Source organism: Tundrisphaera lichenicola (genome assembly GCF_051175385.1).
GTDB lineage: Bacteria > Planctomycetota > Planctomycetia > Isosphaerales > Isosphaeraceae > Tundrisphaera > Tundrisphaera lichenicola.
The window spans coordinates 49,063-73,324 of the sequence record NZ_CP195108.1 but is presented as its reverse complement, the minus strand read 5'-3'; the positions used below and the strand labels follow the sequence as shown (position 1 = coordinate 73,324).

The following is a 24,262-nucleotide window of genomic DNA, read 5'->3' as shown; positions in this document are numbered from 1 at the left end:
TCCACGGAGGTTCCCCATGGCGAACGAACGACTGCCCATCGTCCTGCACCTGCCCCCCGAGGAGATCGCTCGCCGCTATCGCGCGTGCCGCTCCGGCATCGAGAAGACCCACTGGCAGGTGATCTGGCTCCTAACTCGCCCGGACCAGCCGCTCAGCCCGGCTCAGGCCGCCCAGCAGGTCGGCCTGACTCCGGTCTGGGCCCGCGCCTTGCTCAAACGCTGGAATGCCCAGGGGCCCGATGGCCTGGGCGACCGGAGGGCTACCACCAACGGCGGCCAGAGCAAGCTCACCCCCGAGCAGCAGGTCGATCTCTGGGCCGCCCTCCGCCAGTCGCCGCCCGACGGCGGGCTCTGGACCGGGGCCAAGGTCGCCACCTTCGTCCGCGATCGCTGGGACGTCCACATCCGCAAGCAGACCGGCTGGAGATGGCTGCGTGGCCTGGGCTTCTCGCTGCAGGTCCCCCGACCCCGACATCCGGAGGCCGCCACGCCCGCTTCGCAGCGGGCGTGGAAAAGACGCCCTGGCCGATCGAGTCGCCCGCCTACGTCGGGAGCACCCCGGCCGAGTGGTCGAGGTCTGGGCCGAGGATGAGGCCCGGCTGGGGCTCAAGCCGATCACCCGTCGGGTCTGGGCGGTGCGAGCCCATCGGCCGCTCTCCTATGGCCGGACCAAGTACCAATGGGCCTACGTCTACGGCTTCGTGCACCCGGCCAGCGGGCGGAACCTGGAGCTGATCCTGCCCTCGGCCAATACCGACTGGATGGGCCTGGCGTTGGAGGAATTCGCCCGCTGGGCCGACCCGGCCGGGGAGAAGTTGCTGGTGCTGATGGTGGACAACGCCGGCTGGCACGTGGCCAGGAGGCTGGCGATCCCGGTCAACGTGGTGCTGCACCGACTGCCGCCTTGCACGCCGGAGCTACAGCCGGTCGAGCCGCTCTGGCCGCTGGTACGCGAGGCGGTGGCCAACCTGGGGTTCAACGACCTGGCCACGATGCAGGTCCCTGTCCTGGATCGGTGCCGATGGTTGATCGACCACCCCGAGGTCGTCCGCGGAGCCGTCGGCTTCAGCTGGGCGGTCGAGCTCAATGGTTAGTCATCCAGGGGATTCGGTATGACTCGTCGCTGGGCTACTAGTCCCCGTCGAGTACGAACGAGCCGGATAACCGTTAACCCGGTGCTCGGTTCTCGAGGGGGAGTCTAGTTCTACTGTCACGGATTCCGTAACTCGTTAACCTTGATACAGGTTATGCTGAGTGCTGGGGGGTATCGTCGTACCGAGGCCTGGCCATGACCATCCTGGAAGATCCCGCGGCCGTCGCGCTTCTGGCCGACGCCACCGTCTCCACCGAGGACGTCCGCGACTGTCGGGCCCACCTCACTCGGTTCCTCAAGCGTTATCTCCCCTGCTTCTATCGTGAGGAGCAACGCGGCCACGCCGCAGCCTTCGTCCGCGGATTGCTCAGCGGTCTTGAACGAAAGAGCGTCGAGCCGATCGCACGCCAGGCCGGAATCCCGCGCAAGAACCTCCAGATGTTCGTCGGCCAGGGGGCCTGGGACGACGAGGCGGTCACCTCCGAGATGCGGCGGCATGTCGCCGAGAAGTTGGGCGAACCCGACGGCGTGATCGTCCTCGACCCTTCGGGATTCCCCAAGAAGGGCGAGGAGAGCTGCGGCGTGGCCCGCCAGTGGTGCGGACGGCAAGGGAAGATCGACAACTGCCAACTGGGCGTCTTCCTGGCCTACGTCTCGTCCCGAGGGCACGCCCCCCTGGACCGCAGGCTCTATTTGCCCAAGGACTGGGCCGACGATCCGGCGCGTCGCAACGCCGGCCATGTCCCCGACGAGGTGACGTACCGGAAGACCTGGGAGATCGCCGCGGACCTGCTGGCCCGCAGCGGGGCCGAGGTGCCGCACGGCTGGGTCACCGGCGACGACGAGTTCGGCCGGGCCTCGGAGTTCCGCGCCCTGCTGCGGGAGCGGGGCGAGCGGTACGTGCTGGATGTGCCGTGCAACACCACCATCCGCGACCTGGACGGCCGGCGTCCGCCCCGCAAGAAGGGCCGTCGCGGCCCCAGACGCCAGGTCCCGTTCCGCCGCGCCGACACCTGGGCCGCGACGCTGCCGGCGGACCGCTGGACCCGGCTGACGATCCGGGAGGGTGGCAAAGGGCCGGTGGAGGTCGAGGCGGCCGTGGCCCGGGTCCGCGCCAGGCTGGGTCGCCGGATCGGGCCGGAAGAGCGTCTGCTGATGATCCGGACCCTGGAGGCCAAGCCGGAGGTGACCTACTCGCTGAGCAACGCGTCGCCCGAGGTGCCGCTGACCGAGGTGGTGGGCGTGCGGTCGAAGCGACACCGGGTCGAGCGGGTGTTCCAGGAGGCCAAGGGGGAGGTGGGCCTGGCGCATTACGAGGTCCGGAGCTGGGTGGGCTGGCATCACCATGTCACGCTGAGCCTCTTGGCGTTGTGGTTCCTGATCCTGGAGCGAGAGCGGATCGGGGGGGAAAACCCCGGCGGTGACGGTAAGTCAGGTCCGAGCGATCTTCACCCGGTTGCTCCGCCGGCGTCCGCCGACATCGGCCGAGATCGCGCGGGAGATCAGCGCGGTGCTGCGGCGTAATGAGGAAGCTCGGATCTACCACTGGTACGCCCGCACCAAGACCTATCCACCTCGAAGGAAAACGTCTGGATTCAGTTAACCGTGACAGTAGAACTAGGTTCGGCATCCTCATTAACCAGGGCCTGCCCGCGGCGGCAACATTCGGTCGGCTTACAGTCGTTAACCGAGGCGACCCGCTCCGGTGGCACCAGTGCCCTCAGCCGTCGCGGATGACCTTTCTGACCACCGCAACGCTACTACGACGGGGGGTCCGGCGGCCTCCGCTTGATCCCGATCGGGTCGGATGACGGGGTCCTGGACGAATTGGGCGAGTTCTTGTTGAGGCTGGCCTCAAGCCTGGCGATCCGCTTCTCCAACGCTTTGATGTCGGCCCCGATGCCCGCACGAGCTTCGTCCGAGAGGTTGTCCCAGATGTGCTGGGGGATCGAGTCCGACCGGTTCATGCGGACGTCATAATCAAACGGTCTTGAGCATGCAATCCGCGCCGTGAACGTCTACTTAGTACTACTCCGTTATCTGATACGAACGGAACGCCTGGCCGGTTCGTATGCAGGGTATGAATCGCACCTATACCCCCGAACTCGCACCCGAAGTCCTCGAACGGCTCGACGCCTACGCCGCCCGTTTCCGCGACGACTTCAACCGGCCCCGACAGGCCCAATACTCCGGCGTCTACCTCCAGGGACTGATCCTCGACGGCGACCGCAAGAGCATCGAGCCGCTCTCGCGCAAGGTCACCCTCCCGACCGGCCTGGTCGTCGCCGACCTCGACCAGGCCCTCCAGCAGTTCATCGGCCAGAGCACCTGGGACGAGATGGCCGTCTGGAAGCGTCATCGCTCCGTCATGGCCGAGTCTTTCGCTTCTCCGGCCGGCATCTTCGTCATTGACGATACGAGCTTCCCCAAGCAGGGCAAGCTCTCCGTCGGTGTGCAGCGTCAGTACTGCGGGGCTCAAGGCAAGAAGGCTAACTGCCAGGTCGCACCCTCGGTTCATTACGTCGCCCCGAAGGGCCATTACCCGCTGGCGATGCGGCTCTACCTGCCCGAGGCCTGGCTCGATGACTCCAAGCGGCTCGACAAGGCGGGCGTGCCCCGGGAGCAACGACGAGCACTGACGAAGGGCCAGATCGCCCTGGAGCTTCTCGATCTGGTTCGGGCCGAGGGGTTGCCCGGCCGGCTCGTGGTGGCCGATGCCGGCTACGGCGTCTCCGGGCTCTTCCGAGAGGGGTTGGCCGAGCGCGGCCTGTCCTACATCGTGGGCGTGACCGACGAGATGGTGGTCTTCACCGAGGAGCCGTCGTGGGAGGTCCCCGGGCCGGCGATCCGACCGCCGGGGTCCGGCGGGCGGCCGCGACGGCGATCACGACTGAAGGCCGGCACCCCGAAGCCGGTGAGCCTGCGAGAGTTGGCCGCCTCGACACCGCTGCGGAAGGTGACCTGGCGCGAGGGGACCAAGGGGAAGCTGTCGGGCCGCTTCGCCTGGCTTCGGGTCTGGCCCGGCGGGGGCTGGGCCACCGGCGAGTGCGCCGGGGCCGAGCCGGTCTGGCTGCTGATCGAGGAGCAGGCCGACGGCAAGATCAAGTACGCCCTCTCGAACCTGCCGGGCCGAACCAGCCGGATCAAGGCGGTCCGGCTCTGGAAGAGCCGCTGGCCGGTGGAGCAAGGTTATCAGCAGATGAAGGAAGAACTCGGATTGGACCATCACGAGGGGCGTTCCTGGCGTGGCTTTCATCATCACGCCTGCCTGGTGATGCTGGCCTTCGGGTTCCTGGCGTTGGAGCGAGAACGCGAGGAACGAGACCCGGCCCGGCCGGGAAAAAGGGGGGGACCCGCCCGGTGATCACGGTGCCGGCGATCCGCCGTGCCTTGCAGAGGCTGCTGGCCCCGATCTGTCGGCACAATTGCCCCTATTGCAAGGATCGCTCATTGCAATTGCCGTTGATATTAACGGAGTAGTATTAGAAACTATCTCAAAAGCCATCTTGCCTCCGCTCGGCCCCTCGGTTTCTCATGGAGAGACCAAGGAGACCGAGCGATGGGACGGAAGAAGCGGGCGGTCAAGCCCCTCGAAACGATCTGGGAAGTCTCGGACGAGTTGTGGGCGAAGATCGAGCCCATCCTGCTGGAGGACGCCCCGCCACCACCCCCGGCCAAAGGGGGCAGGAAGCGCACCGACTGGAGGGCGGCGTTCAACGGGGTCATCTTCCGCATGCGATCCGGCTGCCAATGGAACCGGTTGCCCGAGCGGTTCGGAGACGACAGTTCGGTCCATCGCTGGTTCCAGCGTTGGAACAAGAACGGCGTCATGGAGAAGATCTGGGCCGTCCTGGTTGAGGACTGCGGCGAACTCGGAGGCGTCTTGTGGGAGTGGCAAAGTGCTGACGGAGCGATGGGGAAGGCGCGGTTCGGAGGCGACGAGGTCGGCCCGAATCCGACGGATCGCGGGAAAAACGGCGTGAAACGGAGTGTGATCGTCGACCAGGACGGCGGCCCGCTGGGGGCCGTCATCGCCGGGGCGAATGTCCATGACGCCAAGCTCCTGGCGGCGACGATCGAGGCGATCGTGGTCGACCGCCCGGAGCCGACGCCGGAGGCCCCGCAGCACCTTTGCCTGGACAAGGGCTACGACAATCCGACCGGGCGTGAGGCGGCGTCGGCCAAGGGCCACACTCCGCACATCCGCCGGATCGGAGAGGAGAAGGTGGTAAAGCGCGGGAAAAAAAGCACAGGCCCCGCCGGTGGGTAGTGGAGCGGACCCACTCCTGGCTGTCGAAGTGCCGCGCGATCCTGGTGCGCTACGACAGAAATTCATTCAACTACCTGGGCTTGATTCAACTTGCGTGTGGCTTGCTGTGGTATCGAAGGCTTCATCGGCTGCAAGCCGAGACCTAGTTTTGAGATAGTTTCTTAGTGTAACTCTTGAAAACCCCGACCTCCGACCCGCACAGATCGTCTCGATCTGGCGGAGCCGGACGCCGACCTCGCCCATTGCGGCATTTCGTGATCCACACCAGGTGAAACTTGAAGTCGAACCGGGCATGGGAGGTTTGTCAATAGTGCTCCATTCCGAGAACGCCCTATAGGTGGCCGCCTGAAAACGAAGGTATTTTTAGATCCCAGGGATGGACAATCACAGACTTTGTCGTTTGCCACCCGACATCGGGACTCGAGGGAAATCCTTCTACTCCGATAACCGGCTGCTCGTCAGCGATTTGGTCAACGTTGGTCCTCGGTTACCATTTGTTGAAGCCCTTCGACGTTGAAGCCACCGAAGCTCTCGACGTTAAAGTTAGCCGGGGGGATTTCGTGCGAGGTGCTCAGTCCAAGATTATCAAAACCGGGCATTGCCGAGAACCCAGCATAAGTAGCGGAAGGAGCCGGAGGCGGGGGGATTTGCACCAAGGAGGAGCGTGCGATGACGGCCCGGTACTTGTGGGCAGTGCTGAGAGACTGACCAGTTTTCTCCTTGAGTCCCCAACATCCCCACTTTGAGTAGGTCCCGGCATCGTTATACCAGCAGATCCCGCCAAGTGACTCGGGTAGAGAATCGATGAAATAGGTGTAGGCCAGACCCATTCGAGAATCGCGATTGACATCCATCAGTAACGACGTCGAGGCGTTGTTCTGGGAATTATTGAGGTGCTGGCCCGCCTCATAGAGGACAAGTGGGACGCCGTTCACATCCGCCATACTTTTATACCAAGAAATCTGGGTCAAGGCCTCGGACATCGAACCGTACATCCCGTTAATGACCGAGGTAATAGCCTCGGCTGGGTTGGTTTTGTAAAGAGTTGTCGCGGTGTTGAGGTTGGCCTTGCTAACGAAGTAGCCCGCGCAACTGAGCGCGTCGAATTGGTATCCGTCGGCGCGATATTGCTTGAGGGCAACCGTGAGCGTGGCCGGATAGCCGGCCTGACGGGCGAGGACGCGGATGCACTCCCGATCGGGTGAGAGGTTGGCCTTGAAGAGATTCACTAGCCTCCCATCCCTGTGAGCGATCCATTCCCAATCGCCGGCCAAACGCTGACTATCCTGGAGTCGCAGCGCCTTAAGTTGGCTATATTGCGGAAAGGCGTTATTCCAGACCTCGTTGCTGAATTCAACGTAGATCCTGAGATATGGTGCGAGATTTAGATCGATCAGTCTTGCAAGCCTACGCACATAATCATCTGACGCCATTGCAGGAATCGATATCCATATGTCCCTATAGATTGTATTTGCGAGCTCGCAGGCGACCTCTTCGTTCACGCGTTTGCGAAGATAGTAGGAAAATTTCTGAGAATCGCGATCAGTCCAATCGACCTGCGTCGAGCCGTTAGTCGCCTGCCAGTCCATGAATCGTAATGTCGAGAATGGCTTGAGGTCATCCAGAAACCCATCGTAAAATGTTTTCCCGATGTGATTAGGCATTACGAAGGATATGTCGCGTAGGTGGTTGCTCGCTGAGGATTGGGTAATTTCCAGGAAGATAACGGAATTCCAAGTGACACCCGCGTAGGGCCGGAACACCGTCCGAGGTAGTTCGTCGCCGTTGAAGACAACCTCTTGCCAAGTTTTACCATCGAAACCACCGCTGAGTCGAATCTTCCCGACGCCCTTGGCCGTCAGAGTGTAGATCCCCGCTGGCAAGTTGGCATTGAGTCCCACCACTAAGGTGGTTGAACCGGTCAAGGCATCAACCCGAGAAGGCCATCCGCTTGGATCATATGCTGGCGTTGGTGAAACACCCCGAAACCCGTTGAATGTGCCGGAACCTTTGATCAGATCGGCAAAAACCAGTGACGAATTGTCGTAATTGAGTACTCCTCCGCCGAGATTAACACCGGGAGTACGTGCCGACGGATCTTGAGCCAGGCAAGGAGCGACAATGCAGCAGGAAACGAGCAGACCAGCGGGCAGGTGGCGATGAGAAACCTTCACGGTAAGTCTCCGATTGGCCGTCTAGAGATAGGGGAAACCTTGAAATTCAGATGAGTGACGAGTGCCCGATTCCGATCATGGAACTCGCGGTGCCACTCCGACCCTGAACTAGTGGGCTTGTCTGGCGCATGGCAGGATTTCTGCTCCCGGTGAGCGTGGCTTTGATAGGGCGGGGGGGATAGTCGAGTGCGGAGCTTGGCAGGTGCGAACAAGATCTATTGAACTAAACTGTTTATCTCAGATATTAAATAAATCTCATATCGATAAATACTATATAATTTCATGTTTTAATAATAATTAATAAAATTATATAATCCGACACAAAATAAATTTAGTACACAAATTCCGTGGTGCAATTTTTTAGGGAATTTTGTGTTTTATTAATAATGTAAATAATATATATATGTAAAAAACAAATTATTTTGAGGTGACCTCTTGGATGTTTTTGAGCGCACTCTGATTTTCACGCCTGCGATGGGCGGGGCGCGAAATCGCATCTATAAAAATTCCGGAGGACTGGACCGATCGATCGACATTCCGGTCTGAACGCCCGGCAACTCCAACCTGGGTCGCCGAGCGTGCCCTCAGCCTCATGAACTTTAGCGGAAGGACATGTGATGGAAGGGTATGCTGGCGGGCTCGCTCGTCCCACCTGCTCCGCTCGGGCCAGATACCGGAGGAGTTCCATCCCCGCTGGGCGGAGCTGGACTCTTTGGAATCGGCAGTCCAATCGGCACGGGAACGCTCGGGTCGGTTGGGATGGGGTCCTTGGCCATGCTGGCGATCGGTGCCGGCACGATACGGAACGTCGTCGCGCTCGCGGCCGAGGATGGAATGGCTAGGGTCGAAGTTTCGGTTTGGACGACGGCAGTATGCGAGACGTAGGGTTCCATTTCTATCGGAACGACGATTCCCGTAGGGCTTAACTTGCGTTCGAGGGATTCAGGTGCATAGCGGGGATTTCGGTGATGACGCAAGGGTCCAGTCTCCGAATGCTCAGTCATCGAGTGTAACCGTGCAACCTCGCACGGATGGCAGCTTGGTTGCCATGTTGAGAATCTAGAACACGGATCCAATTTATGGCAACTTCGAAAACCAAATCTTCGGGTAGTGACTAGATTGTCGGGTTATAATAAGTTCCCGGGGATGACGGCAGGGTCACCGCACTATGATCCGCTGACGGCATAGGGTTTCAGGCTATACCGGAGGGGACCAGGAGGTCTCCCATGCCGCCACTGTCGATAACCGTGGTCTTCGACAAGCTGCCCGACCCCCGCCACGAGACCGCCGACGAGCCTCACCGACGTCCTCACCATCGCCACTTGTGCCATCATCGCCGGGTCCGAGTCTTGGGAGGCGATCGCCGAGTACGTCCGCACCAAGGCCAACTCCTCCGGGAGGTTCCTGCCGCTCGCCAATGGCATCCCCGGTTCCGATACCTTCGCGCGGGACTTCTCCAAGCTCACCCGGCGGCGCTCGGCCGGTGGATGGCCGCGGCGTGCCGGGCCACCGGGCTGATCCCCGTTGCCGTCGACGGCAAGTCGGCCCGGGCGGTCAAGCGGGACACGGCCACCGGCCGTCTGCACTTGGTTACCGGCTGGGCCGCCGAGAACTCGGGGGCGCCTCGGTCGCGGATGGCTTCAACGAGATCGCCGAGCTGCTGGATGTGCTAGAACTGGCCGGGGCGATCGTGACCATCGACGCGGCCGGCTGCCAGCGTAGACCGCCATCGCCGCTAGCCCGCCACGATGATGTAGCGTCCGCCCTGCTCGTCCCACCGGACCGCGATGGGCTGCAACTGGCCGAGCTCCACCAGGCTATCGGCGAGCCGCTAAATGGTTGCCTCGTCGAAGTCTGTCCGTGGCTGGTTGGGGTCCGGGACGACCCGATCGATTTCAATCTGTGAGGCCGAACGGAGCCGTTCGGTCCCATCTTCGGGATCGGGCTTCCTCGTTGTCGGCGCTGCCACCCTGGTCTGCCGACCGGCTCCCATCGATTCGGCGACGTTCGAGCCGAATCGGTTCATGAATTCGCTCGCCTTAGCCATCAGGCCGCCTCCCCGCTGGTGGCCTCCTGCACCGTGTACTGAGCACGCTCGCGGAGTTCATCGGGGAATCCCTTGAGGGCCTTGGAAGCCCCCCCGTGGCTTGTGCGCGACCACAGGACGACGGAGAGCTACCGCTTCCTTGCTGTCCGTCGCGATCGGGATTGTCGTCCGGAAGACTTGCTCCCCGTAGAGTTGGCGGAGCGTTATCTCAAAGGTCTGATGGATGGCCAGCCGAGGATCGAACATCACGATCAGGTAGCCCATTAAAACGAAGGTCCGGGTTAACCTCCTCCTGGATAGCCTCGATAGCGTCGAGAACATTCGAAATTCCCCGGGAGCCGAAGTCTTCGGCCTGGAGCGGACAAACTTTCAACACGGACCAAGGCTCATAGTTCACGTCGCGAGAATACACCGGCCGATTGGAGGCGACCGGCGTCGCGGTGAGCCGATACGGTCGCGGCCGAGCCCTGGACAACGCGTTCGCCAAGCGTCTTTGGCGGAGCGTGAAGTACGAAGACGTCTACATCAAGGATTACGAACGGGTCCCCGACCTGGAGGCGGGCCTGGCGGCCTACTTCCGGTTCTACGACGAGGAGCGTCCCCACCAATCGCTGGGCTACCGGACCCCGAACTAGGTCTACCGCTGCGGGCTCACCCCGGCGAATTCCGGCGTGGGACCGTAACAAACCCAGGCCCCCGGGCTGTCCAGTGCTAGGAGACCATCTCAGCCCATGGGGCAGGGCAGAATTCGAAAACGGCGAGGTACCGACCCTGGGGACGGCCCGCCATCGGGCGCCGTGGTCAGGGGAGATGAACAAGAGCCGGCTGCCGCCGGAGGCGTTCGTCGACCTCGTCGAGGCGTCGGCGATCTGCCGGGCTCAGCCGGAAGATGGCCCTCAGCAGGTCGCTGTACTCATCGGGGTGGCCGCCCTGCAGGGAGCCTTCCAGGCACCGGATCATGGCGGCCAGCCGGGCATCGCTGGCGGGCTGGTGGGTCGTGATAATCATGGCTGGATCTTCACCCGAAATTCCTCAAATAGGGCGCCTCACTGAAGTTTCATAGGACGGAAATCGATCGCGAGGGCATGATGGAGTTACGGCAGATCGGGAAATGAGAGACGGTAGGCAGTCGATACAGGTAGTTGCCGTGAGTATTAATAAGTATTACGGTTGCCTTGGATGACATCTCGTCATCTGGCGTTCTGGCCCGACGCTGTGCCGGGGCGTCATGATTCCATGGGGCTGGCAGGGGAATCGCCGGGATCTTCGGCGTAGAAAAGTGCCCGTTTGATCATAGGATATTGTTGGTGGCATCCATGGCCGTCGACTCGACGCCACGCGGAGGGCCATCCGCCAAATCAGGCCATCGCCCCCACAAGTCCGAAGACCTCCTCCATGTCCAGGATCAATGCCGAAGCTATTGGGCACCCGTATTCCTGCCCCAACTCGGCCAGAACCCCCGCGGCTACAACCTCCGGCCTCAGGCCCCAACGCCGGGCGTCCGCCGCCAGCCATCCCAGTTCGAACATCATCTCCGCCCTGCCGGCCCCAGCCGGGGCCCTCTGGTGATGGTAGCCGATCAGCACGACGCATCGCGAGATCAGCACGCAGAGGCATTCGCGGTGGTCCATCGGAGGGTCCTCGTACGCCGGTCCCGGGCGTCCTCATCGGAACTAGCGGCGATCGCTCGCGAGAGTCGGTCTCGCGCCCGGCTGAATCGGTGAAATTCTATGGGATCGGGGAGGATCCAGACCCGTCCGGCCAGATCGACCGCCCCGGTCGGTTTCGCCTGGTGATTGCCCGACTCGGTCATCGCGGCTGGCTTGGGCAGGGACATCTTGCTCACTACCGGTCGAGGCGGATCGTCATCTGCCCCGGGCGCAATCTAGGACACCGGCGGCGATCGTCACCGGGTGGCGCGCGGAATCCCGGCGAGCGTTGGCGGGCTCGTCGCGGCTCGTCGCCGTGTGAGCGGCATGGCCGTAGGTCATGACGCCTCGCACCTCGCATGGGGTGTGAATCAAGACTCGATATTCGCGCAGGCTCGGGCGCCCCGGTTCCTCCAGTTGAGGCCGAGTTGGCGACGACCCCCCCCTCGATGTGCCGGGCGAGCCTCGGACGTTCGCGGGGATCGTCGGCCTCCCAACTCGCCTCGTTCCAGACCTCCAGGCGGCCCCGTCCATCGTCCTGATCTGCTTGCATCGGGCCCGGGGGCGAAGCGGCCAAGGGCCACGGCCCCGCATCGCCATGCTCCCGGGGCCCGGTTCCCTCGAACCTCGCGACCACCGGTTCGCGATTTCTCGTGGACCCCAACGGAGGGGCGAACTAGGATGTCCTGAAGAGTTCAAGCTCCGATCCGGGGGGATGAGCGACCCGGACATCGAAGGCCCAGGCCGCCCCGTCTCCGGGGACGAACGCCCGGCGGATGCCGGGAGATGAGGGACGTCATGCCCGATCCAACCGACCAGGACCCGGCCAAGCGAGCGAGGGCCACGCCTGAGGTGGGGCGTTCGGGCCGCCGACGCTGGTGGCGAGTCGGCGGCGATCGCGTGGAGATGATGCCCGAGGGGGCCGGCTTCACGGCGCGGGTCTGGCGCGACGGCTGGGGACCCGAACCGCTGGTGCTGGACGGCCACTTCGCTGGTGAGGCGCAGGCGAAGGCCTGGTGCGAGGCGATGGCCCGGGTCCTGGCCGGGGACCTCGAGGACGAGGACGACTGAGCGGGCCTTAGCCTGATTTGGCGTATTGGGTCGCGTGATCGAATCCGAGACGGCCATAACATAACATCGTGCCCGCGATTCCCGCCCCACGCCCCGGTGATGCCGCATCAGCCTCCATGGCACTGGGTATACGGAAATTGGCACATCCGCACGAAAGATGTTTTTCTTATTTTGGCAAAACGACAGTAGAAAACCTGCCTCAATCTTGGTTATAACAGGCAACCTCGGCGACGACGACCGTCGCCGACCGACTGCCTGCCGGACGCCGTCCAGCCCGGCCCAACGCGATGGAGCCCACGATGATGTGCGCCTCACCGTCCCCGATCGCCCGCGCCCCCCGACATTGGATCTGCCCCGAGGCCCTCCTGTCTCTCGACGAGGAGCGTCGGATCGGCGCCGCCGCGGCCCGCGGCGACTCGCCGGCCCGCGACCGCCTGGTCCGCGCCAACCTCCGCCTGGTCATCGTCATCGCACGCGGATTCCGGGACCGTGGCCTCGACCTGGACGACCTGGTCGGTGAGGGTAACCTCGGCCTGATCCGGGCCGCCGAGCGGTTCGACCCCCGTTTTGGCGTCCGATTCTCCACCCACGCCCGCCACTGGATCCGGGAGGCGATCTGCTCGGCGTTGACCAACCGATCGCGCGCCATCCGACTGCCCTCGCACATGGTCAATCTGCTGAGGAAGTGGCGACGGGCCGAGCACGGCCTGATCCTCGAATCGGGCGAGGCGCCGCGATTCGACCAGGTGGCCGATCGGCTGGGGTTGACCGCGGCCCAACGCGATATGGTGAGGAAGGCGTTGGAGTCCCGGGTGGCCGAGGAGGGCCATGAGGGCGTGACGGGCGGCGGACTGGAGGAGGTCTGCGGCCCGGACGAGGCTCCTCATGGGGATCTCGAGCGGGATGAGATGGCGACCGGCCTCCGATCTCGGATGGCCGAGCGGCTCGATGAGCGGGAGCGGGAACTTCTGTCCCTGCGATTCGGGCTGGAGGGCGGGGGGCCGATGAGCCTGCAGGAGGCGGGGGGCCGGCTGGGCGTGACGCGGGAGTGGGCCAGGAAGCTGGAACGGCGGGCCGTGGCCAAGCTGCGATAGCCGGCCTGAGGGCTACGATGACCCCCAAGCACTCTGGCCGTGGCAGTAGGCGTCGCGGCCTGGGTTCGTGTGGACCGTGACTCACCACACTACGCGGAGTGACTAGTCACGAGAGGCGATTGGAGAGCAACATGGGTAGCCCAGTGATGAAAACTTGCGTCCGACGTTGCCATAGCGATATAGGACGACCGGGAGCATGGGTATCCCGGTCGTCCGGAGGAGATTCTTCGCGATCCTCTCGTGGCGACGAGGCGTAGGATGAATCGATCCGCGCCGTTCGGCGAGACTCTTCGAGTTGACCGGCCCGGCGATGATGAATCCCGAGCGGGATTCCCGGGCAAGGCGGGGGCGGAGTCGAAGTCGCGATCCATGTCTGGAAACCCGGCCGAACGAGCTGGACCGAATCGATCCCGGCATCGATGATGCTGCATCCGCAGAAATGGTTCGATTGGGCAGGATGAAGCAGGCCAGCGAGATCGATGCCAGGAAGGCGAGGGTGGCTTCGGCGACCTCGCCCCAGCCCAGGAGTAGATAGCCGAGAGCGCACCATGCGAGCGGGAGAAAGGGCAAGAACATCTTCGACCCTCGGTAGATCAGCCGGACAGCCCATCTACCGCGAAGCCTAGTCCACGATCCGCGAAATTGCGTGCACGTGGAGGTGGATGGTTTAACTCCATTTCCGGCATAAAACTAGATCGGGGGAAGAAAGGTAAGGGTACCGCCCAGATTGGTGTAGAGTCGAGGAGTGACGCGGTGGTGTAGGTTTGGCCTATCTGTTGCCGGCCCTTTCGGTCGCCGGTGCCTCAATAGCCTCACCCTGCTCCGTTTCCACTCCCCGCTCATCGAACCCGGCGGGCGATTTTCTCGCACCGGGCTCTCGGACAAGAACTCATGCTTTCGCCCACGGAAAGCTCTTGGTCCGAGCACTCAGGCGAATCAGTCCTAACGTGTTGTACAGGTACTGATCGGGGAACCGTGACGTTCCCCGGTTCCTCACCTTGTGCTTGGCGCAGAGCCACTGGCGGAGCCGCTGGCGACAATGCCGGTCGATGGCGCAGTACGCCGGGCTCACGGGGCCGAGACAGAAGTAGTTCGACCAGCCCAGCAACAGCCGGTTCAGTCGGGCCACTCGGTCCTCGACGTCCATCCATAACCAACGGCGGTCGGTCAACTCGCGGATCTCGTCCCGAAGGTTCGCGATCTTCTTCGCCGACGGCCGCGTCCCGATGAAGGGATGGCCCTTCCGCGCCGAGTAGCACCGTCCGATCGTATAGCCCAGAAAGTCAAACGTCTCCTCGGGAACACGGCACAGCCGCGTCTTGGTCTCTTCACCGTCAACCGGAGCCTCGACATCATCGCCCGCATCGTGGTCATCGCCTCGTCGGCGGTGCCGCGACAGCAGATGACGAAGTCATCCGCATAATTGACGGCGTGAGCGTCTAACCGCTGTTCGTGTCCGAGAATCTTCCAGCCCACGATAAACCGACGCATGTGCACGTTGGCCAACAACGGAGAAAGCGGAGAGCCTTGTGGGCTTCCTCGTCCTTCGTCTTGATTCCGCGTTGTCCGTCGCGTTCGACCCCGTTCGTCGGCCTCTTCCACCGGTGCCACCAACCACATCTTGATCAGGCCCAGAAGGTGCCGATCGCTGATGCGTCGCGACAACGATTTGACAAGTTCGGCGTGCGGGATGCTGTCGAAATAGCCGGACAAATCGGCATCGACCACGTCTGTATGCCCCGTATTCACATGCCCATAAACTTCCTTGACGGCGTCCAGGGCATTGTGGTTTGGCCGGTAGGCGTGTTGCTCAGGCTGAAGGTCGGCCTCGAAGATTGGCTCCAAGACCAGAACCACGGCCATTTGCGTCACACGGTCCCGGATCGACCCGATTCCCAGCGGACGTTGCTTACCATCGCCTTTCGGGATGAAAACACGGCGCACGGGGTTCGGTTGATACGTTCGCATTCTCAGTTCGGTCGTCAGTTCGTCCAGCCACCGGTCGCGGCCATACGCCTCAATGTCCTGGAAGGTCTGGCCGTCGACTCCCGGTGCGCCGTCGTTGGAGCGGCAGCGCAGGTAGGCGAACTCCAGGATGTCTCGTCGGTACACCTTGTCGTACAGTCGGTAGAACCGATAACTGGGCGATTCCTTCGCTTTGGCATGCAGCGCCGTCTGGAGTTTCTGAACCTTTGGTGGAGGTACGAGGCTCATCGCCAATCTCCCGGCTCTCGCGCTCTTTATAACGCTGGTCTTGAACTCAGGTCCCTTCCCTCGACCGGCATTATCCGGCGTCCACGGTACTGCGGACCTGTCCGTCACCCCGACGGCCCGGCCTTTCCCTCACGAGAGTCCGGTTGGGGGTCACGCGCCTCCACCGCTTGGGGCTTCCCGTGTTGCGTTGGATCTCCTCTGCAGACATGCCATCGCCAATACCCCGGTGGGACCACTGGTTTGCGTCGCTTCGCGGGGTGTGACCCCCAGTTCTCCAGTGACGGCGGCCTTCCCCGTTTCAACGGCGGGTCGGCTCCCACGTTAAGACTTTCGAGGCCTGCTCAGCGTTCACTCACGTTACGGCCTGCCTGCTCGCGGGGTCGCCGAGGCGACCCTTTCCATCGAAGGCTCCGGCGGTTTCGTTGCCTCCACCGCCGCTCCGATTGCTACCGGCTGGAGCGACTGAGATGCCGGGCGGGATTTGCACCCGCTGAAGATCCAAGCCTTGTCACAGTGCACGCGGAAATAACCTTTAAGCCCCGATGGGAGGTCGATGAACTACACTAAAATTGCTTGTTTTGTAGGGTTTGACCTCCAAAATCGCCGTCTGCAAAAACATCCGTTTTCTGAATGCCGATCCGGGGATGGAGGAGCCACCCCCGGTGCATACCAGGCGTGCATGGGGAATCAGGCCGCGACCTGGTCGCACTCCAGCTCGGCGTCGATCCTGGCCAGAGCCTCGGCCAGAGCAACCCGCACCGATCGGCCGTCGAGCCCTCGCTTGAACTCGACCGTGACCTTGGGGCCCGACTCGGTCCGGATGACACGCTCGGTGATCTTCCGGGGCTTTGCCCCCCTGCTCTTCCCGGTCGTCGTCTTGGGCCGACTGGCGGCCTTCCGGACCTCCTCGCGGTCTCGGCCCGGGACAGGCCCTCGGCCACGACCCGCGCTGCGACCTCGGCCTGGTCGTCGGAGTCCTGGAGCTTGGAGACTTCATAGGCGACCGATGGGGCGAGCTCTCCGGCCTCGACGCGATCCTGCACCGTGCAGGGCAGCGTCAGGAGGGCCAGCGCCTTGATGATGGTGCTCTCGCTCATGTGGAGCGCCTGCGCAAGTCGTAGGGCCGGCCAGCCGTTGCGGGCCATGAGTGTCCGGAAGGCGCGGGCCTGCTCGATCGGCTGGAGGTCTTCCCGGAGGCAGTTCTCGACGAGCTGCATCTCCAGGATCTGGGAATCGGTCCGGTCCCCCTCGACGATCACGGCCGCGATCGTCTTCCGGCCGGCCTTCACGGAGGCCCTCCAGCGACGCTCGCCCGAGACGATGAGATATCGGCCCATGCTCTCGCTCCAACGGACAGCGATGGGCTGAATCTGGCCGTGCTCATTGAGGCTCGCCGCGAGCCGATCGATGGCGTCCTCGTCGAATTCCTTCCGGGGTTGGTCCGGGTCGGGGATGATCCGCTCGACCTCGATGGTGGCGGCCGCCCTGAGCCGCTCGGTCCCGTCGAGGCGGTCGGGCTTGTCGTCCGCGGTCGGCCCCCCTGCCCCGCTCACTCGATTGGCGCCCATCGACTCGGCCAGGTTCGCGCCGAACCGGTTGCGGAAGTCCTGGTCCTTGGCCATCACGCGACCTCCCGGCTGGCGATCATGTGAGTCTCCTGCACGGTGCAGGAGGAACGCTCGACGATCTCCTCGGTGAGCGCCTTGATGGCCTTCGCGGATACGCCCTTCGGCTTGTGTGCGACGATCGGTTTGCGGAGGGCGATGGCCTCCTTCATGTCGGTGGCCAGGGGGATCGTCGTCAGGAAGACTTGCTCGCCGTAGAGGTCCCGGAGGGTCCCTTCGTAAGCCTTGTGGATGGCCAGCCTCGGGTTGAACATCGTGAGCAGATAACCAAGGAGGCGTAGGGCGGGATTCGCCTTCGCCTGGACCGCCTCGATCGAGTCGAGGACGCTGGCGATCCCTTGCGAGCCGAAGTCCTCGGCCTGGAGTGGGACGATGATCGAGTCGCTGGCGACCAGCGCGGCCCACGAGCACAAGTGAAGGTTCGGGGGGCAGTCGACCAGGATGAAATCGAACCCGTCGCGGACCTCGCCGACGAACAGGGCCAGGGCGCGTTGCTGGTCCCGTGGGGATCGGTGGGGATCGGGGACGTTGAAGCTCGTCAGGTGGACCGAGCCGGGCGCGATCGAGATCCAGGGGAAGGCCGTCGCCCGGATCAGGCGGTCCGGCGACGGGGCCAGGTCGTCCCCGAATAGGGAGGCGATCGACTGGCGGGCCGAGAGCGCCCTCATGGCGTCGGGGCCGATGAAGGCTTGGGTCAAGCTGGCCTGCGGGTCCATGTCCAGGAGTAAGACGCTACGCCCCTGGCTGGCGAGCGTCCCGGCCAGGTGGAAGGTCGTCGAGCTCTAGCCCACGCCCCCCTTCTGGTTCAGGGCGGTGATCGTGACGGCTGGCATCTCGGGCGGCTCCGTCCGGGGGATGAGTTCCCGTCCTGCACGGTGCAGGACGCCCTTCCCAAGATCGGTTCCTTCACGGTGCAGGATGACGCTCTCTCGGGGCAACCTTCACGGTGCAGGATCGCCCCCGGTTGTCCCCGGAGCCCGCGCCGGGCCTGGCCTTCAAAACCAGGGCCGACACCGCGATTTTCAGTCGCGTGCTGCATAGCGGCTGATTAAGAGTCAGCCGCTTGTGGGTGGGGCAGGGAAATTCGACCAACGGCGGCGTGTCGAGTTTCCCGGGGCAGGGGGAAATCGTTCGGGGCAGAGTGGTGATGGAATGACGCTCTTCTCACCGCCACTCCAGGGCCCGTAGCAGCAGCCGTGCTAATCGTCGCCGGGCCTCATCGTCGCCGGGCTCGTCCTCGATCATCTCGACGATAGTCCGAAAACGCCCCGAACGTTCGATCACGAACGGCGAAACTCTCAGGATCGTCTCTCGATTCCCGCCATCCCTCAGCGCCGCTTCAAGCCCCGACGCGGCCTGCCGGTATCGGCCAGCGTCGGCGGGATCGGCATCGGCCAGCGCCCTGGCCTCGTCACGGACCAGCGTGGCTGATCGACGTAAGCGGTGGTCCGACAAGGGTTGGACTCCTCTCGTGATGTCCAGGGTCAGCGGCATCGCTGATCACTCCTCTTCGTAGGATTGCGGTGATCGGGGACGCACCTTCGCGTCCCCCAACTGTCCCTCTCATCGTATGCCGCCATCGATTGCATGATATCATTGAGTTGACGAAAATCGACACGCATGAGGGAAATCGTGAATTGCAATCACGCGTGACGTAATCTAGGCTCACAAGGCGAGATCCCATCGCCCAACGTCTCGGCCCGACGCTGTGTCGGGGCGTCTTACAGCCGCCGAGGCGTGGGGCAGGGCGACCAGCCCCGCTCGGTCGGGATGCTCGGAGAATGGCAAGCCTTCAGCCGAATTCAGTTGATCTTGCAATCCGCCGACCATGACATTTCACTATGCCTATGGCCACTGCGGAGATGGACACCATGGCCAGCGCACACTAATACATTGATGCTTTGACGACTTGCATGAGGAAGTCGTTGCTCCATCCGCAGCTTCGTCGCTTCATGGCGACGCTTTGGCGGCCGGGGTGCTGTCTCAGGAGCGAGAGGCTGAATCGGTTCAGCCAGGCCATGTTCTCGCTCAAGAGCTTCTCGCGGAGGCGCGACTCGTCTTCGCGATAGGTCACGTCGAGGGTCCAGTGGCAGCCATTCTCGATGGACCAGTCATACTGCCCTCCAGGTGACAAGTTGTGTGAGAGGGGGAGCGAGTCACATCGCCTCGCCCCCCGAGACGGGCAGACAAGTTCAGTCGCCACGCGGCCCGGGTGTTCGCAATCGCGCCAGCTGCTCCTGATGATTCCAGAGCCGGGGGCATTCTTTCAAGTCCCGCAGACGGTCCAGCTCAGCTCTGTCGACCCACAACGCCCATGGACCGCCACGCCCACCCAGTTGGCGCGCGTGTAGCCAGCCCTTCCTCCGACAGCCGTGCAACGTGTACGGCGACAAGGTCAGGGTCTGCGCCAGGTCGTGCAACCACACCTCGCCCGTCGACAGGACGCCCGCGCTCGTCTGATGCGGTATGCGCGGCCTCAACCCCATCTCGTGAAGCAGCCGCCGTACTATCCCGTCGGTGAAACGAGTCGCCCGCTTTGGCGGCCGAAAGCCTTCCCGGTCGAGGATCGTCGCGATCACGCAGGGCGTCTCTCCCAGGCCGTGCAGGGCCGCGAGCCGGCCTGAAAGCGGTTCCCATTGTCGTTGCTTCTTGTATCCGAATACTTCCCTGGGCAGCGTCCTCTCTCGCACCGCCCCTCCGGCCCATTCGATTCGCGCCCCCACATGATCACTGCCCGAATCGACGGTCAGCACCACCCCGTCGATCAGGAGCCTCACGATCTGGCGTCGGTCCGCGTGCGTCGTCGTGGGGGCATGCCACAAGGCAGGGACTTCCACGGCCAGCCGGCGAATCCGCTCTCGATCGGCCTCGCCCAAGATCCGCGGCTGCTCCCTGAGGAAACGATCGAAGTCCTCCTCCGCCATCCGGGCGGCCTGCAACACCTCATCCCAGCGACGCTCCAGGGTGCGGCCCACCAGGCGATTCTCCGGCTCGCAAGCCTGGTATTGCCGGCCGGCCCGATCGGCTTCGTACCGCGCTCTCTCGACCCGACGCTCCCAGTCGTGGATCACCCGGCATCGCTGCTCATCGACCCGTGACGCGGCCTCGAGGCTGGCGTCCAGGGCCGCCGGTTGCAAGGCCTCCAGTACCTCCTGGGCGACCCAGGCCTCGACCTCGATCGCCGAGACCGATTGGCACAGGGGTAGGCCATGGTCCGACCGCAGCATGCTGCAGACGTACGTGGGACAGCGACCGCTCCGCCTGTAACGCACGTACATCCGACGCCCACATCGTCCGCACCGCACGACCCCCGCCAGCAGGGCGGCCCCGTCCCGGACCGCGCCGGGAGACTCGGCTCGCGACCGGTTCGCCGCCATCCGACTGCGATTCGCCTCGAACTGGTCCCAACTGATGTACGCCGGATACCGATCCCTCAAGAAGACCTGGCATTCCTCCGCAGCCAGGCCGCAGCCACGGCCACTCTTGGGGCTTCCGGGCTTCCGGCGGCGAGGATCGACCGGGCGGAATCCATAGACGTAAGCTCCCGCATAGATCGGATGGCGGAGGATATGGCGGACGGTCTCCCGGCCCGGAGGCCGCCAGTCCAGTTCCCCCCGATCGGGTCCGCCGCGCCGACGTAACGGCATTCGGATGCCGCAGGCGATCAGATGACGGAGGACGCCGTGCACCGTCCCCTGCCGATCGAACTGATCGAAGACCAGCCGGACGATCTCCTGGACCTGCTCGTCCGGGTCCAGGGTGACCTCTCCGGCCGGAGACTTGACGTACCCGACCGGGACGGCGACCACCAACTCCCCGCGACGTGCCTTGTTCAATTTCCCCTGGTACATCCTCTGCTTGAGGATGTGCAGCTCCGCTTCGTTCATCATGCCGGTCAGCCCGAGCAGCAGGCGATCCGAGTATTCGGTCGGATCGTAGATCGATTCCGAGTCGGCGAGCAGGACGCGGAATCGGGCGCAGAGATCGATCAGGTGGTGCCAATCCTTGCAGGACCGGGCCAACCGGCTCATTTCCAGCCCGAGGATCAACCCCACCCGATCCAGGGCGACCTCGGCGAGCAACCGCTGGAACCCCGGCCGCCCTTCGATCGATTGCCCGCTCTTACCCAGGTCGTCGTCGATCACGTGGACCTGGGCCCGCGACCATCCCAGGTCGACGGCCCGATCGGCCAGGGCATATTGGCGGGCCGTGGATTCCTGATGCTCGAGGACCTGCTGCGGCGTCGACTGGCGGATGTAGACGACAGCGGACCGGTCGAGATGCCAGGACTTGAGCTTGGAGGACGATGACGCTTCACGTGGACTTCCCCAGGGATGGCGGGCGCCCGGTTAACGTTTTAAGCGACTCGTTCGTACTCGCTTGGCGAGAGGTATCCCAACGCGGAATGCCTTCTCAATCGGTTGTAAAACACCTCGATGTACTCGAACAGCTCGGTTCGTGCCTCGGCTCTCGTCGCGAAAAACTCGCCGCGTGAAAGTTCCTTCTTCAGGCTCGCGAAAAAGCTCTCCATCGGCGCATTGTCCCAGCAGTTGCCCCGCCTGCTCATGCTGCCGATGATCCCATGCCTGGCGAGCAATCCCTGGTAGTGCTCGCTGGCGTATTGGCTGCCACGATCCGAATGGGCCACCAGCCCTTCGCCCGGCAGACGCTGGGCCAACGCCATATCCAGGGCGTCGACCACCAGCCGGCTGTCGATCCGCGTGCTCATCGACCAGCCCACGATCCGCCGCGAGTGGAGGTCCTCCACCGCCGCCAGGTACAGCCAGCCCTCGCCGGTCGCGACATAGGTGATATCCGCCGTCCAGGCCTGATTGATGGCCTCCGGTTCAAATTGACGATTGAGCACATTCTCGGACACGGGGCGACGGTGATTCGAGTCGGTCGTGACACGGAACTTCCGCTTCGTCTTGGCGGCGATTCCGTGGTTTCGCATCAGTTTCGCCACGGTGTTGACGCAGCAGGGGGTCCCCCGAGCCACTAGCTCGGCGTGGATCCTCGGGCTGCCGTAGCGGGCCTTGACCTGCTGATGCACGGCCTGGATCGCCACGACCAGGGCCTCGCGTCGTTGCGTCCTGAGGCTCTTCGGCCTTCCTCGCCAATCGTAATAACCACCTGGGGAGACACGCAGGACCCGGCACATCGTCCGGACCGGCCATCGCTCCTGGTGGCGTTGGATGAAGTCGTATCTCATGACGACTCCCTGGCGAAGAAGGCCGTCGCTTTTTTCAGGATGTCACGCTCCATTGTGAGTCGCTTGACATCGGCCCTCAGACGGCGGAGTTCCTCTTCCAGGGCGGGCGGATTCCCGCGTCCCGGGAAGGCGTGGGGGCCGTTTTTGGCCAGGGCCTGCCTCCAACCTCGCAGTGTGCTCTCGCCGATGTCGAGGTCGCGGGCAACCTCGACGAAGCTGCGTCCCTGCTCAGTAACAAGCTTGACGGCCTCAGCCTTGAACTCGGGGGTGAAAGTTCGTCGTGTCGTCGGCATCAGTGGACTCCTGGGTTCGAGCGTACGCTCTTATCCGGGCGCCCGCCATCCCTGGGGAAGTCCACTTCGCCTCGGGGCGCGGCGAGACGGGGAGCACATCGTCATCACGGTGGAAGACGACGGGATGGGCATCCCGCCCGAGAAGCTCCCCCAGATGTTCGAGCTGTTCGCCCAGGGGGAACGCTCGATCGCCCGCTCGGAGGGGGGCCTGGGCATCGGGCTGACGGTCGTGCAGAAGCTCGCCGAGCTGCACGGCGGCGGCGTGTCGGCCCGGAGCGAGGGCCCCGGCAAGGGGAGCACATTCACCGTGACCTTGCCCGCGGCGAGGTCGCCCGCTCTCGCATCGCAACAGCCCGAGGCGCAGATGCCGGCGAGGCGGGGCTCCCGCATCCTCGTGGTGGACGACAACATGGACACGGCCCGTGGGATGGCGAAGCTATTAAAGCTCCTCGGCAACGAGGTACGGATGGCGCACGACGGGCACTCGGCCGTCGAAGCGGCCCGCATCTCGAGGCCGGAGTTCGTCCTCCTGGATATCGGCCTGCCCGGCCTGGACGGCTACGAGGTGGCACGCACGCTCCGCGAGAAACCCTGCTGTCGGGGGGCGGTCATTATCGCCGTCTCGGGGTACGGCCAGGAGGAGGACCGCAGCCGCTCTCGCGAGACGGGCTTCGACCATCCCCTGGTCAAGCCGGTGGACTTCGATCGGCTCGTCTCCCTGATGACGCAAGTCTGACCGGGCCCCTCCATCCGGTGGAAGGGCCGTGCTCGTTCGCCGGTTCTTGCCGGAGATCCTTCGTTTTCGGTGCCCGAGCTTTCCCAGGTCGACCGATAAAGGGTCTTCATGTCGAATTGATGACGCCTGTAGCGATGATGGCGGTCGTCCGGTCCCACTTCAGATCGATCACCGGCGCCTCGATGCCGCCTCCACCACCCCGTTGATTGTCACTTGCATGGAGATTTGAAACCCTCGCCCTCAGGCGGAGGCTTTAGCGTGGCAAGTCGTTACAATCGTCGTCCATGAACGAGTACCGTCATCGATCGCGTCGCGACTTCGAGATCCACCCGCACCTGGCCTGGGCGACGAAGTACCGCAAGCCGGTGCCGGTCGGGCCGATCGGCAAGCGGCCCCGGGAGCTGATCCGGAAGGTCTGCGGGACGCATGATGTGCAGATCCTGAAGAGCCAGATCTGCAAGGACCACGTGCACCTGCCGATGTCGATCTCGCCGAGCGTGACGCTCAGCCGGCCGGTGCGGAGCTGCGGGGAAGGCGGCGTAGGAGATGCTGCAGGAGTTCGTCGGGCAGCGGGAGGAGTTCTGGGGTCGCGGATACATCTGCTGAGGCAAAGGAACGTGAGCAACGAGGCGGTGGCGGGCTACATCGCCAACCAGGGCGAGTCGGGTCCGGGGAACTTCCGCGTGGAGCATGGGGGACTTCCAGCCCGCCTCTGGCGGATAAGACTGGGGCCGAGCATTGCTCGGAGCGGGACTTGAGCTCGTTAGAACGAAGCCCCCGCCTA

General features: G+C 63.7%; 21 protein-coding genes and 3 pseudogenes. 12 read left to right on the top strand and 12 right to left on the bottom strand.

Translation table 11 applies throughout. The features are described from left to right. The first annotated feature begins 16 nt into the window (after nucleotides 1-16). The 3 genes from P12x_RS30630 to P12x_RS30620 all read left to right on the top strand — a co-directional run bounded on the left by P12x_RS30630 (nucleotide 17) and on the right by P12x_RS30620 (nucleotide 2,617). Nucleotides 17-592, top strand: a complete 576-nt coding sequence (locus P12x_RS30630) for a winged helix-turn-helix domain-containing protein (protein WP_435005114.1) — start codon at nucleotides 17-19, stop codon at nucleotides 590-592. Further along, on the top strand, nucleotides 567-1,094 hold the full coding sequence (locus tag P12x_RS30625; RefSeq protein WP_435005113.1) for a transposase: 528 nt from the start codon (nucleotides 567-569) through the stop codon (nucleotides 1,092-1,094). Before P12x_RS30630 ends, P12x_RS30625 begins: the two co-directional genes overlap by 26 nt. A 194-nt stretch (nucleotides 1,095-1,288) precedes the next feature. Further along, entirely contained in the window at nucleotides 1,289-2,617 is a 1,329-nt protein-coding gene (locus tag P12x_RS30620; protein ID WP_435005574.1) for an IS701 family transposase, read from the top strand. 236 nt (nucleotides 2,618-2,853) lie between these two features. Here the strand turns inward: P12x_RS30620 and P12x_RS30615 are convergent, their stop codons facing one another. After that, entirely contained in the window at nucleotides 2,854-3,060 is a 207-nt protein-coding gene (locus tag P12x_RS30615) for a DUF6444 domain-containing protein (RefSeq protein ID WP_435012005.1), read from the bottom strand. A gap of 113 nt (nucleotides 3,061-3,173) precedes the next feature. Between P12x_RS30615 and P12x_RS30610 the strand changes: the two genes are divergently transcribed. Both P12x_RS30610 and P12x_RS30605 read left to right on the top strand, forming a co-directional pair. Beyond that, nucleotides 3,174-4,457 (top strand): IS701 family transposase, encoded by a 1,284-nt coding sequence (locus P12x_RS30610; protein WP_435007790.1) that lies wholly within the window; start codon nucleotides 3,174-3,176, stop codon nucleotides 4,455-4,457. Nucleotides 4,458-4,652: 195 nt separating this feature from the next. Then, nucleotides 4,653-5,509, top strand: a protein-coding gene (locus P12x_RS30605; RefSeq protein ID WP_435005858.1) for an IS5 family transposase whose coding sequence is annotated in 2 segments (ribosomal slippage) — nucleotides 4,653-5,319 and nucleotides 5,319-5,509 — 858 coding nt in all. Because the reading frame shifts where the segments join, the coding sequence is not laid out codon by codon here. A 324-nt stretch (nucleotides 5,510-5,833) separates the two neighbouring features. Here the strand turns inward: P12x_RS30605 and P12x_RS30600 are convergent. Then, the gene (locus tag P12x_RS30600) at nucleotides 5,834-7,537 is read right to left on the bottom strand and encodes a hypothetical protein (protein WP_435012004.1); all 1,704 of its coding nucleotides are present in this window, start codon (nucleotides 7,535-7,537) and stop codon (nucleotides 5,834-5,836) included. A 1,305-nt stretch (nucleotides 7,538-8,842) separates the two neighbouring features. Here P12x_RS30600 and P12x_RS30595 point away from each other — a divergent pair. From P12x_RS30595 to P12x_RS30585, 3 genes and pseudogenes are all read left to right on the top strand, one after another. Continuing rightward, nucleotides 8,843-9,055, top strand: a pseudogene (locus P12x_RS30595) (transposase family protein); the annotation flags it as partial. After that, on the top strand, nucleotides 9,036-9,443 hold the full coding sequence (locus tag P12x_RS30590) for a hypothetical protein (RefSeq protein WP_435012003.1): 408 nt from the start codon (nucleotides 9,036-9,038) through the stop codon (nucleotides 9,441-9,443). The pseudogene P12x_RS30595 and the gene P12x_RS30590, both read left to right, overlap by 20 nt. 503 nt (nucleotides 9,444-9,946) lie before the next feature. Beyond that, nucleotides 9,947-10,216, top strand: a pseudogene (locus P12x_RS30585) (integrase core domain-containing protein); the annotation flags it as partial. Between the two features lie 169 nt (nucleotides 10,217-10,385). On the opposite strand, the gene P12x_RS30580 reads toward P12x_RS30585, so the two are convergent. Both P12x_RS30580 and P12x_RS30575 read right to left on the bottom strand, forming a co-directional pair. Beyond that, a complete protein-coding gene (locus P12x_RS30580) occupies nucleotides 10,386-10,592 on the bottom strand; it encodes a hypothetical protein (protein ID WP_435012002.1) in 207 nt (68 codons plus the stop codon). Nucleotides 10,593-10,942: 350 nt separating this feature from the next. Next, nucleotides 10,943-11,215, bottom strand: coding sequence for a hypothetical protein (locus P12x_RS30575; RefSeq protein ID WP_435012001.1), 273 nt, complete (start codon nucleotides 11,213-11,215; stop codon nucleotides 10,943-10,945). 816 nt (nucleotides 11,216-12,031) lie between these two features. On the opposite strand from P12x_RS30575, the gene P12x_RS30570 reads away from it, so the two are divergent. Together P12x_RS30570 and P12x_RS30565 are read left to right on the top strand one after the other, a co-directional pair. Further along, a complete protein-coding gene (locus tag P12x_RS30570) occupies nucleotides 12,032-12,304 on the top strand; it encodes a hypothetical protein (RefSeq protein WP_435012000.1) in 273 nt (90 codons plus the stop codon). A gap of 299 nt (nucleotides 12,305-12,603) precedes the next feature. After that, nucleotides 12,604-13,398: a sigma-70 family RNA polymerase sigma factor gene (locus P12x_RS30565; RefSeq protein ID WP_435011999.1), complete on the top strand. Its 795-nt coding sequence runs from the start codon at nucleotides 12,604-12,606 to the stop codon at nucleotides 13,396-13,398. A gap of 889 nt (nucleotides 13,399-14,287) precedes the next feature. Here the strand turns inward: P12x_RS30565 and P12x_RS30560 are convergent. The 8 genes and pseudogenes from P12x_RS30560 to P12x_RS30525 all read right to left on the bottom strand — a co-directional run bounded on the left by P12x_RS30560 (nucleotide 14,288) and on the right by P12x_RS30525 (nucleotide 22,742). After that, nucleotides 14,288-14,569 carry a group II intron maturase-specific domain-containing protein gene (locus P12x_RS30560; RefSeq protein ID WP_435011961.1) on the bottom strand — a complete coding sequence of 94 codons (282 nt, stop codon included), beginning with the start codon at nucleotides 14,567-14,569 and terminating at the stop codon, nucleotides 14,288-14,290. Next, on the bottom strand, nucleotides 14,566-15,612 hold the full coding sequence (locus P12x_RS30555; RefSeq protein WP_435011998.1) for a reverse transcriptase domain-containing protein: 1,047 nt from the start codon (nucleotides 15,610-15,612) through the stop codon (nucleotides 14,566-14,568). Before P12x_RS30555 ends, P12x_RS30560 begins: the two co-directional genes overlap by 4 nt. Nucleotides 15,613-16,175: 563 nt before the next feature. Continuing rightward, nucleotides 16,176-17,234 carry a ParB/RepB/Spo0J family partition protein gene (locus P12x_RS30550; RefSeq protein WP_435011997.1) on the bottom strand — a complete coding sequence of 353 codons (1,059 nt, stop codon included), beginning with the start codon at nucleotides 17,232-17,234 and terminating at the stop codon, nucleotides 16,176-16,178. Continuing rightward, nucleotides 17,234-18,007, bottom strand: a pseudogene (locus P12x_RS30545) (ParA family protein); the annotation flags it as partial. The pseudogene P12x_RS30545 and the gene P12x_RS30550, both read right to left, overlap by 1 nt. Nucleotides 18,008-18,401: 394 nt before the next feature. Then, nucleotides 18,402-18,731, bottom strand: a complete 330-nt coding sequence (locus tag P12x_RS30540; protein ID WP_435011996.1) for a hypothetical protein — start codon at nucleotides 18,729-18,731, stop codon at nucleotides 18,402-18,404. Between the two features lie 391 nt (nucleotides 18,732-19,122). Beyond that, on the bottom strand, nucleotides 19,123-19,440 hold the full coding sequence (locus tag P12x_RS30535; RefSeq protein ID WP_435011995.1) for a transposase: 318 nt from the start codon (nucleotides 19,438-19,440) through the stop codon (nucleotides 19,123-19,125). Beyond that, nucleotides 19,430-21,493: a recombinase family protein gene (locus P12x_RS30530; RefSeq protein ID WP_435012016.1), complete on the bottom strand. Its 2,064-nt coding sequence runs from the start codon at nucleotides 21,491-21,493 to the stop codon at nucleotides 19,430-19,432. The genes P12x_RS30535 and P12x_RS30530 overlap by 11 nt, the downstream gene beginning before the upstream one ends. Before the next feature lie 101 nt (nucleotides 21,494-21,594). After that, a protein-coding gene (locus tag P12x_RS30525) for an IS3 family transposase (protein WP_435011994.1) occupies nucleotides 21,595-22,742 on the bottom strand; the annotation gives its coding sequence in 2 pieces (ribosomal slippage) (nucleotides 21,595-22,478 and nucleotides 22,478-22,742; 1,149 coding nt in all). On the opposite strand from P12x_RS30525, the gene P12x_RS30520 reads away from it, so the two are divergent. Further along, on the top strand, nucleotides 22,636-23,478 hold the full coding sequence (locus P12x_RS30520) for an ATP-binding response regulator (protein WP_435011993.1): 843 nt from the start codon (nucleotides 22,636-22,638) through the stop codon (nucleotides 23,476-23,478). The two genes, P12x_RS30525 and P12x_RS30520, sit on opposite strands and share 107 nt — an antisense overlap. Nucleotides 23,479-23,762: 284 nt before the next feature. Beyond that, nucleotides 23,763-24,236 carry a transposase gene (locus P12x_RS30515; protein ID WP_435011992.1) on the top strand — a complete coding sequence of 158 codons (474 nt, stop codon included), beginning with the start codon at nucleotides 23,763-23,765 and terminating at the stop codon, nucleotides 24,234-24,236. Nucleotides 24,237-24,262: the final 26 nt, after the last annotated feature.

What these genes read in the sequence shown, in the direction of transcription:
- P12x_RS30630 (WP_435005114.1), top strand. Translation starts at nt 17, where the DNA reads ATGGCGAACGAACGACTGCCCATCGTCCTGCACCTGCCCCCCGAGGAG.
- P12x_RS30620 (WP_435005574.1), top strand. Translation starts at nt 1,289, where the DNA reads ATGACCATCCTGGAAGATCCCGCGGCCGTCGCGCTTCTGGCCGACGCC.
- P12x_RS30615 (WP_435012005.1), bottom strand. Translation starts at nt 3,060, where the DNA reads ATGAACCGGTCGGACTCGATCCCCCAGCACATCTGGGACAACCTCTCG.
- P12x_RS30610 (WP_435007790.1), top strand. Translation starts at nt 3,174, where the DNA reads ATGAATCGCACCTATACCCCCGAACTCGCACCCGAAGTCCTCGAACGG.
- P12x_RS30580 (WP_435012002.1), bottom strand. Translation starts at nt 10,592, where the DNA reads ATGATTATCACGACCCACCAGCCCGCCAGCGATGCCCGGCTGGCCGCC.
- P12x_RS30575 (WP_435012001.1), bottom strand. Translation starts at nt 11,215, where the DNA reads ATGGACCACCGCGAATGCCTCTGCGTGCTGATCTCGCGATGCGTCGTG.
- P12x_RS30570 (WP_435012000.1), top strand. Translation starts at nt 12,032, where the DNA reads ATGCCCGATCCAACCGACCAGGACCCGGCCAAGCGAGCGAGGGCCACG.
- P12x_RS30565 (WP_435011999.1), top strand. Translation starts at nt 12,604, where the DNA reads ATGATGTGCGCCTCACCGTCCCCGATCGCCCGCGCCCCCCGACATTGG.
- P12x_RS30555 (WP_435011998.1), bottom strand. Translation starts at nt 15,612, where the DNA reads ATGAGCCTCGTACCTCCACCAAAGGTTCAGAAACTCCAGACGGCGCTG.
- P12x_RS30550 (WP_435011997.1), bottom strand. Translation starts at nt 17,234, where the DNA reads ATGGCCAAGGACCAGGACTTCCGCAACCGGTTCGGCGCGAACCTGGCC.
- P12x_RS30540 (WP_435011996.1), bottom strand. Translation starts at nt 18,731, where the DNA reads ATGCCGCTGACCCTGGACATCACGAGAGGAGTCCAACCCTTGTCGGAC.
- P12x_RS30520 (WP_435011993.1), top strand. Translation starts at nt 22,636, where the DNA reads ATGTCGAGGTCGCGGGCAACCTCGACGAAGCTGCGTCCCTGCTCAGTA.
- P12x_RS30515 (WP_435011992.1), top strand. Translation starts at nt 23,763, where the DNA reads ATGAACGAGTACCGTCATCGATCGCGTCGCGACTTCGAGATCCACCCG.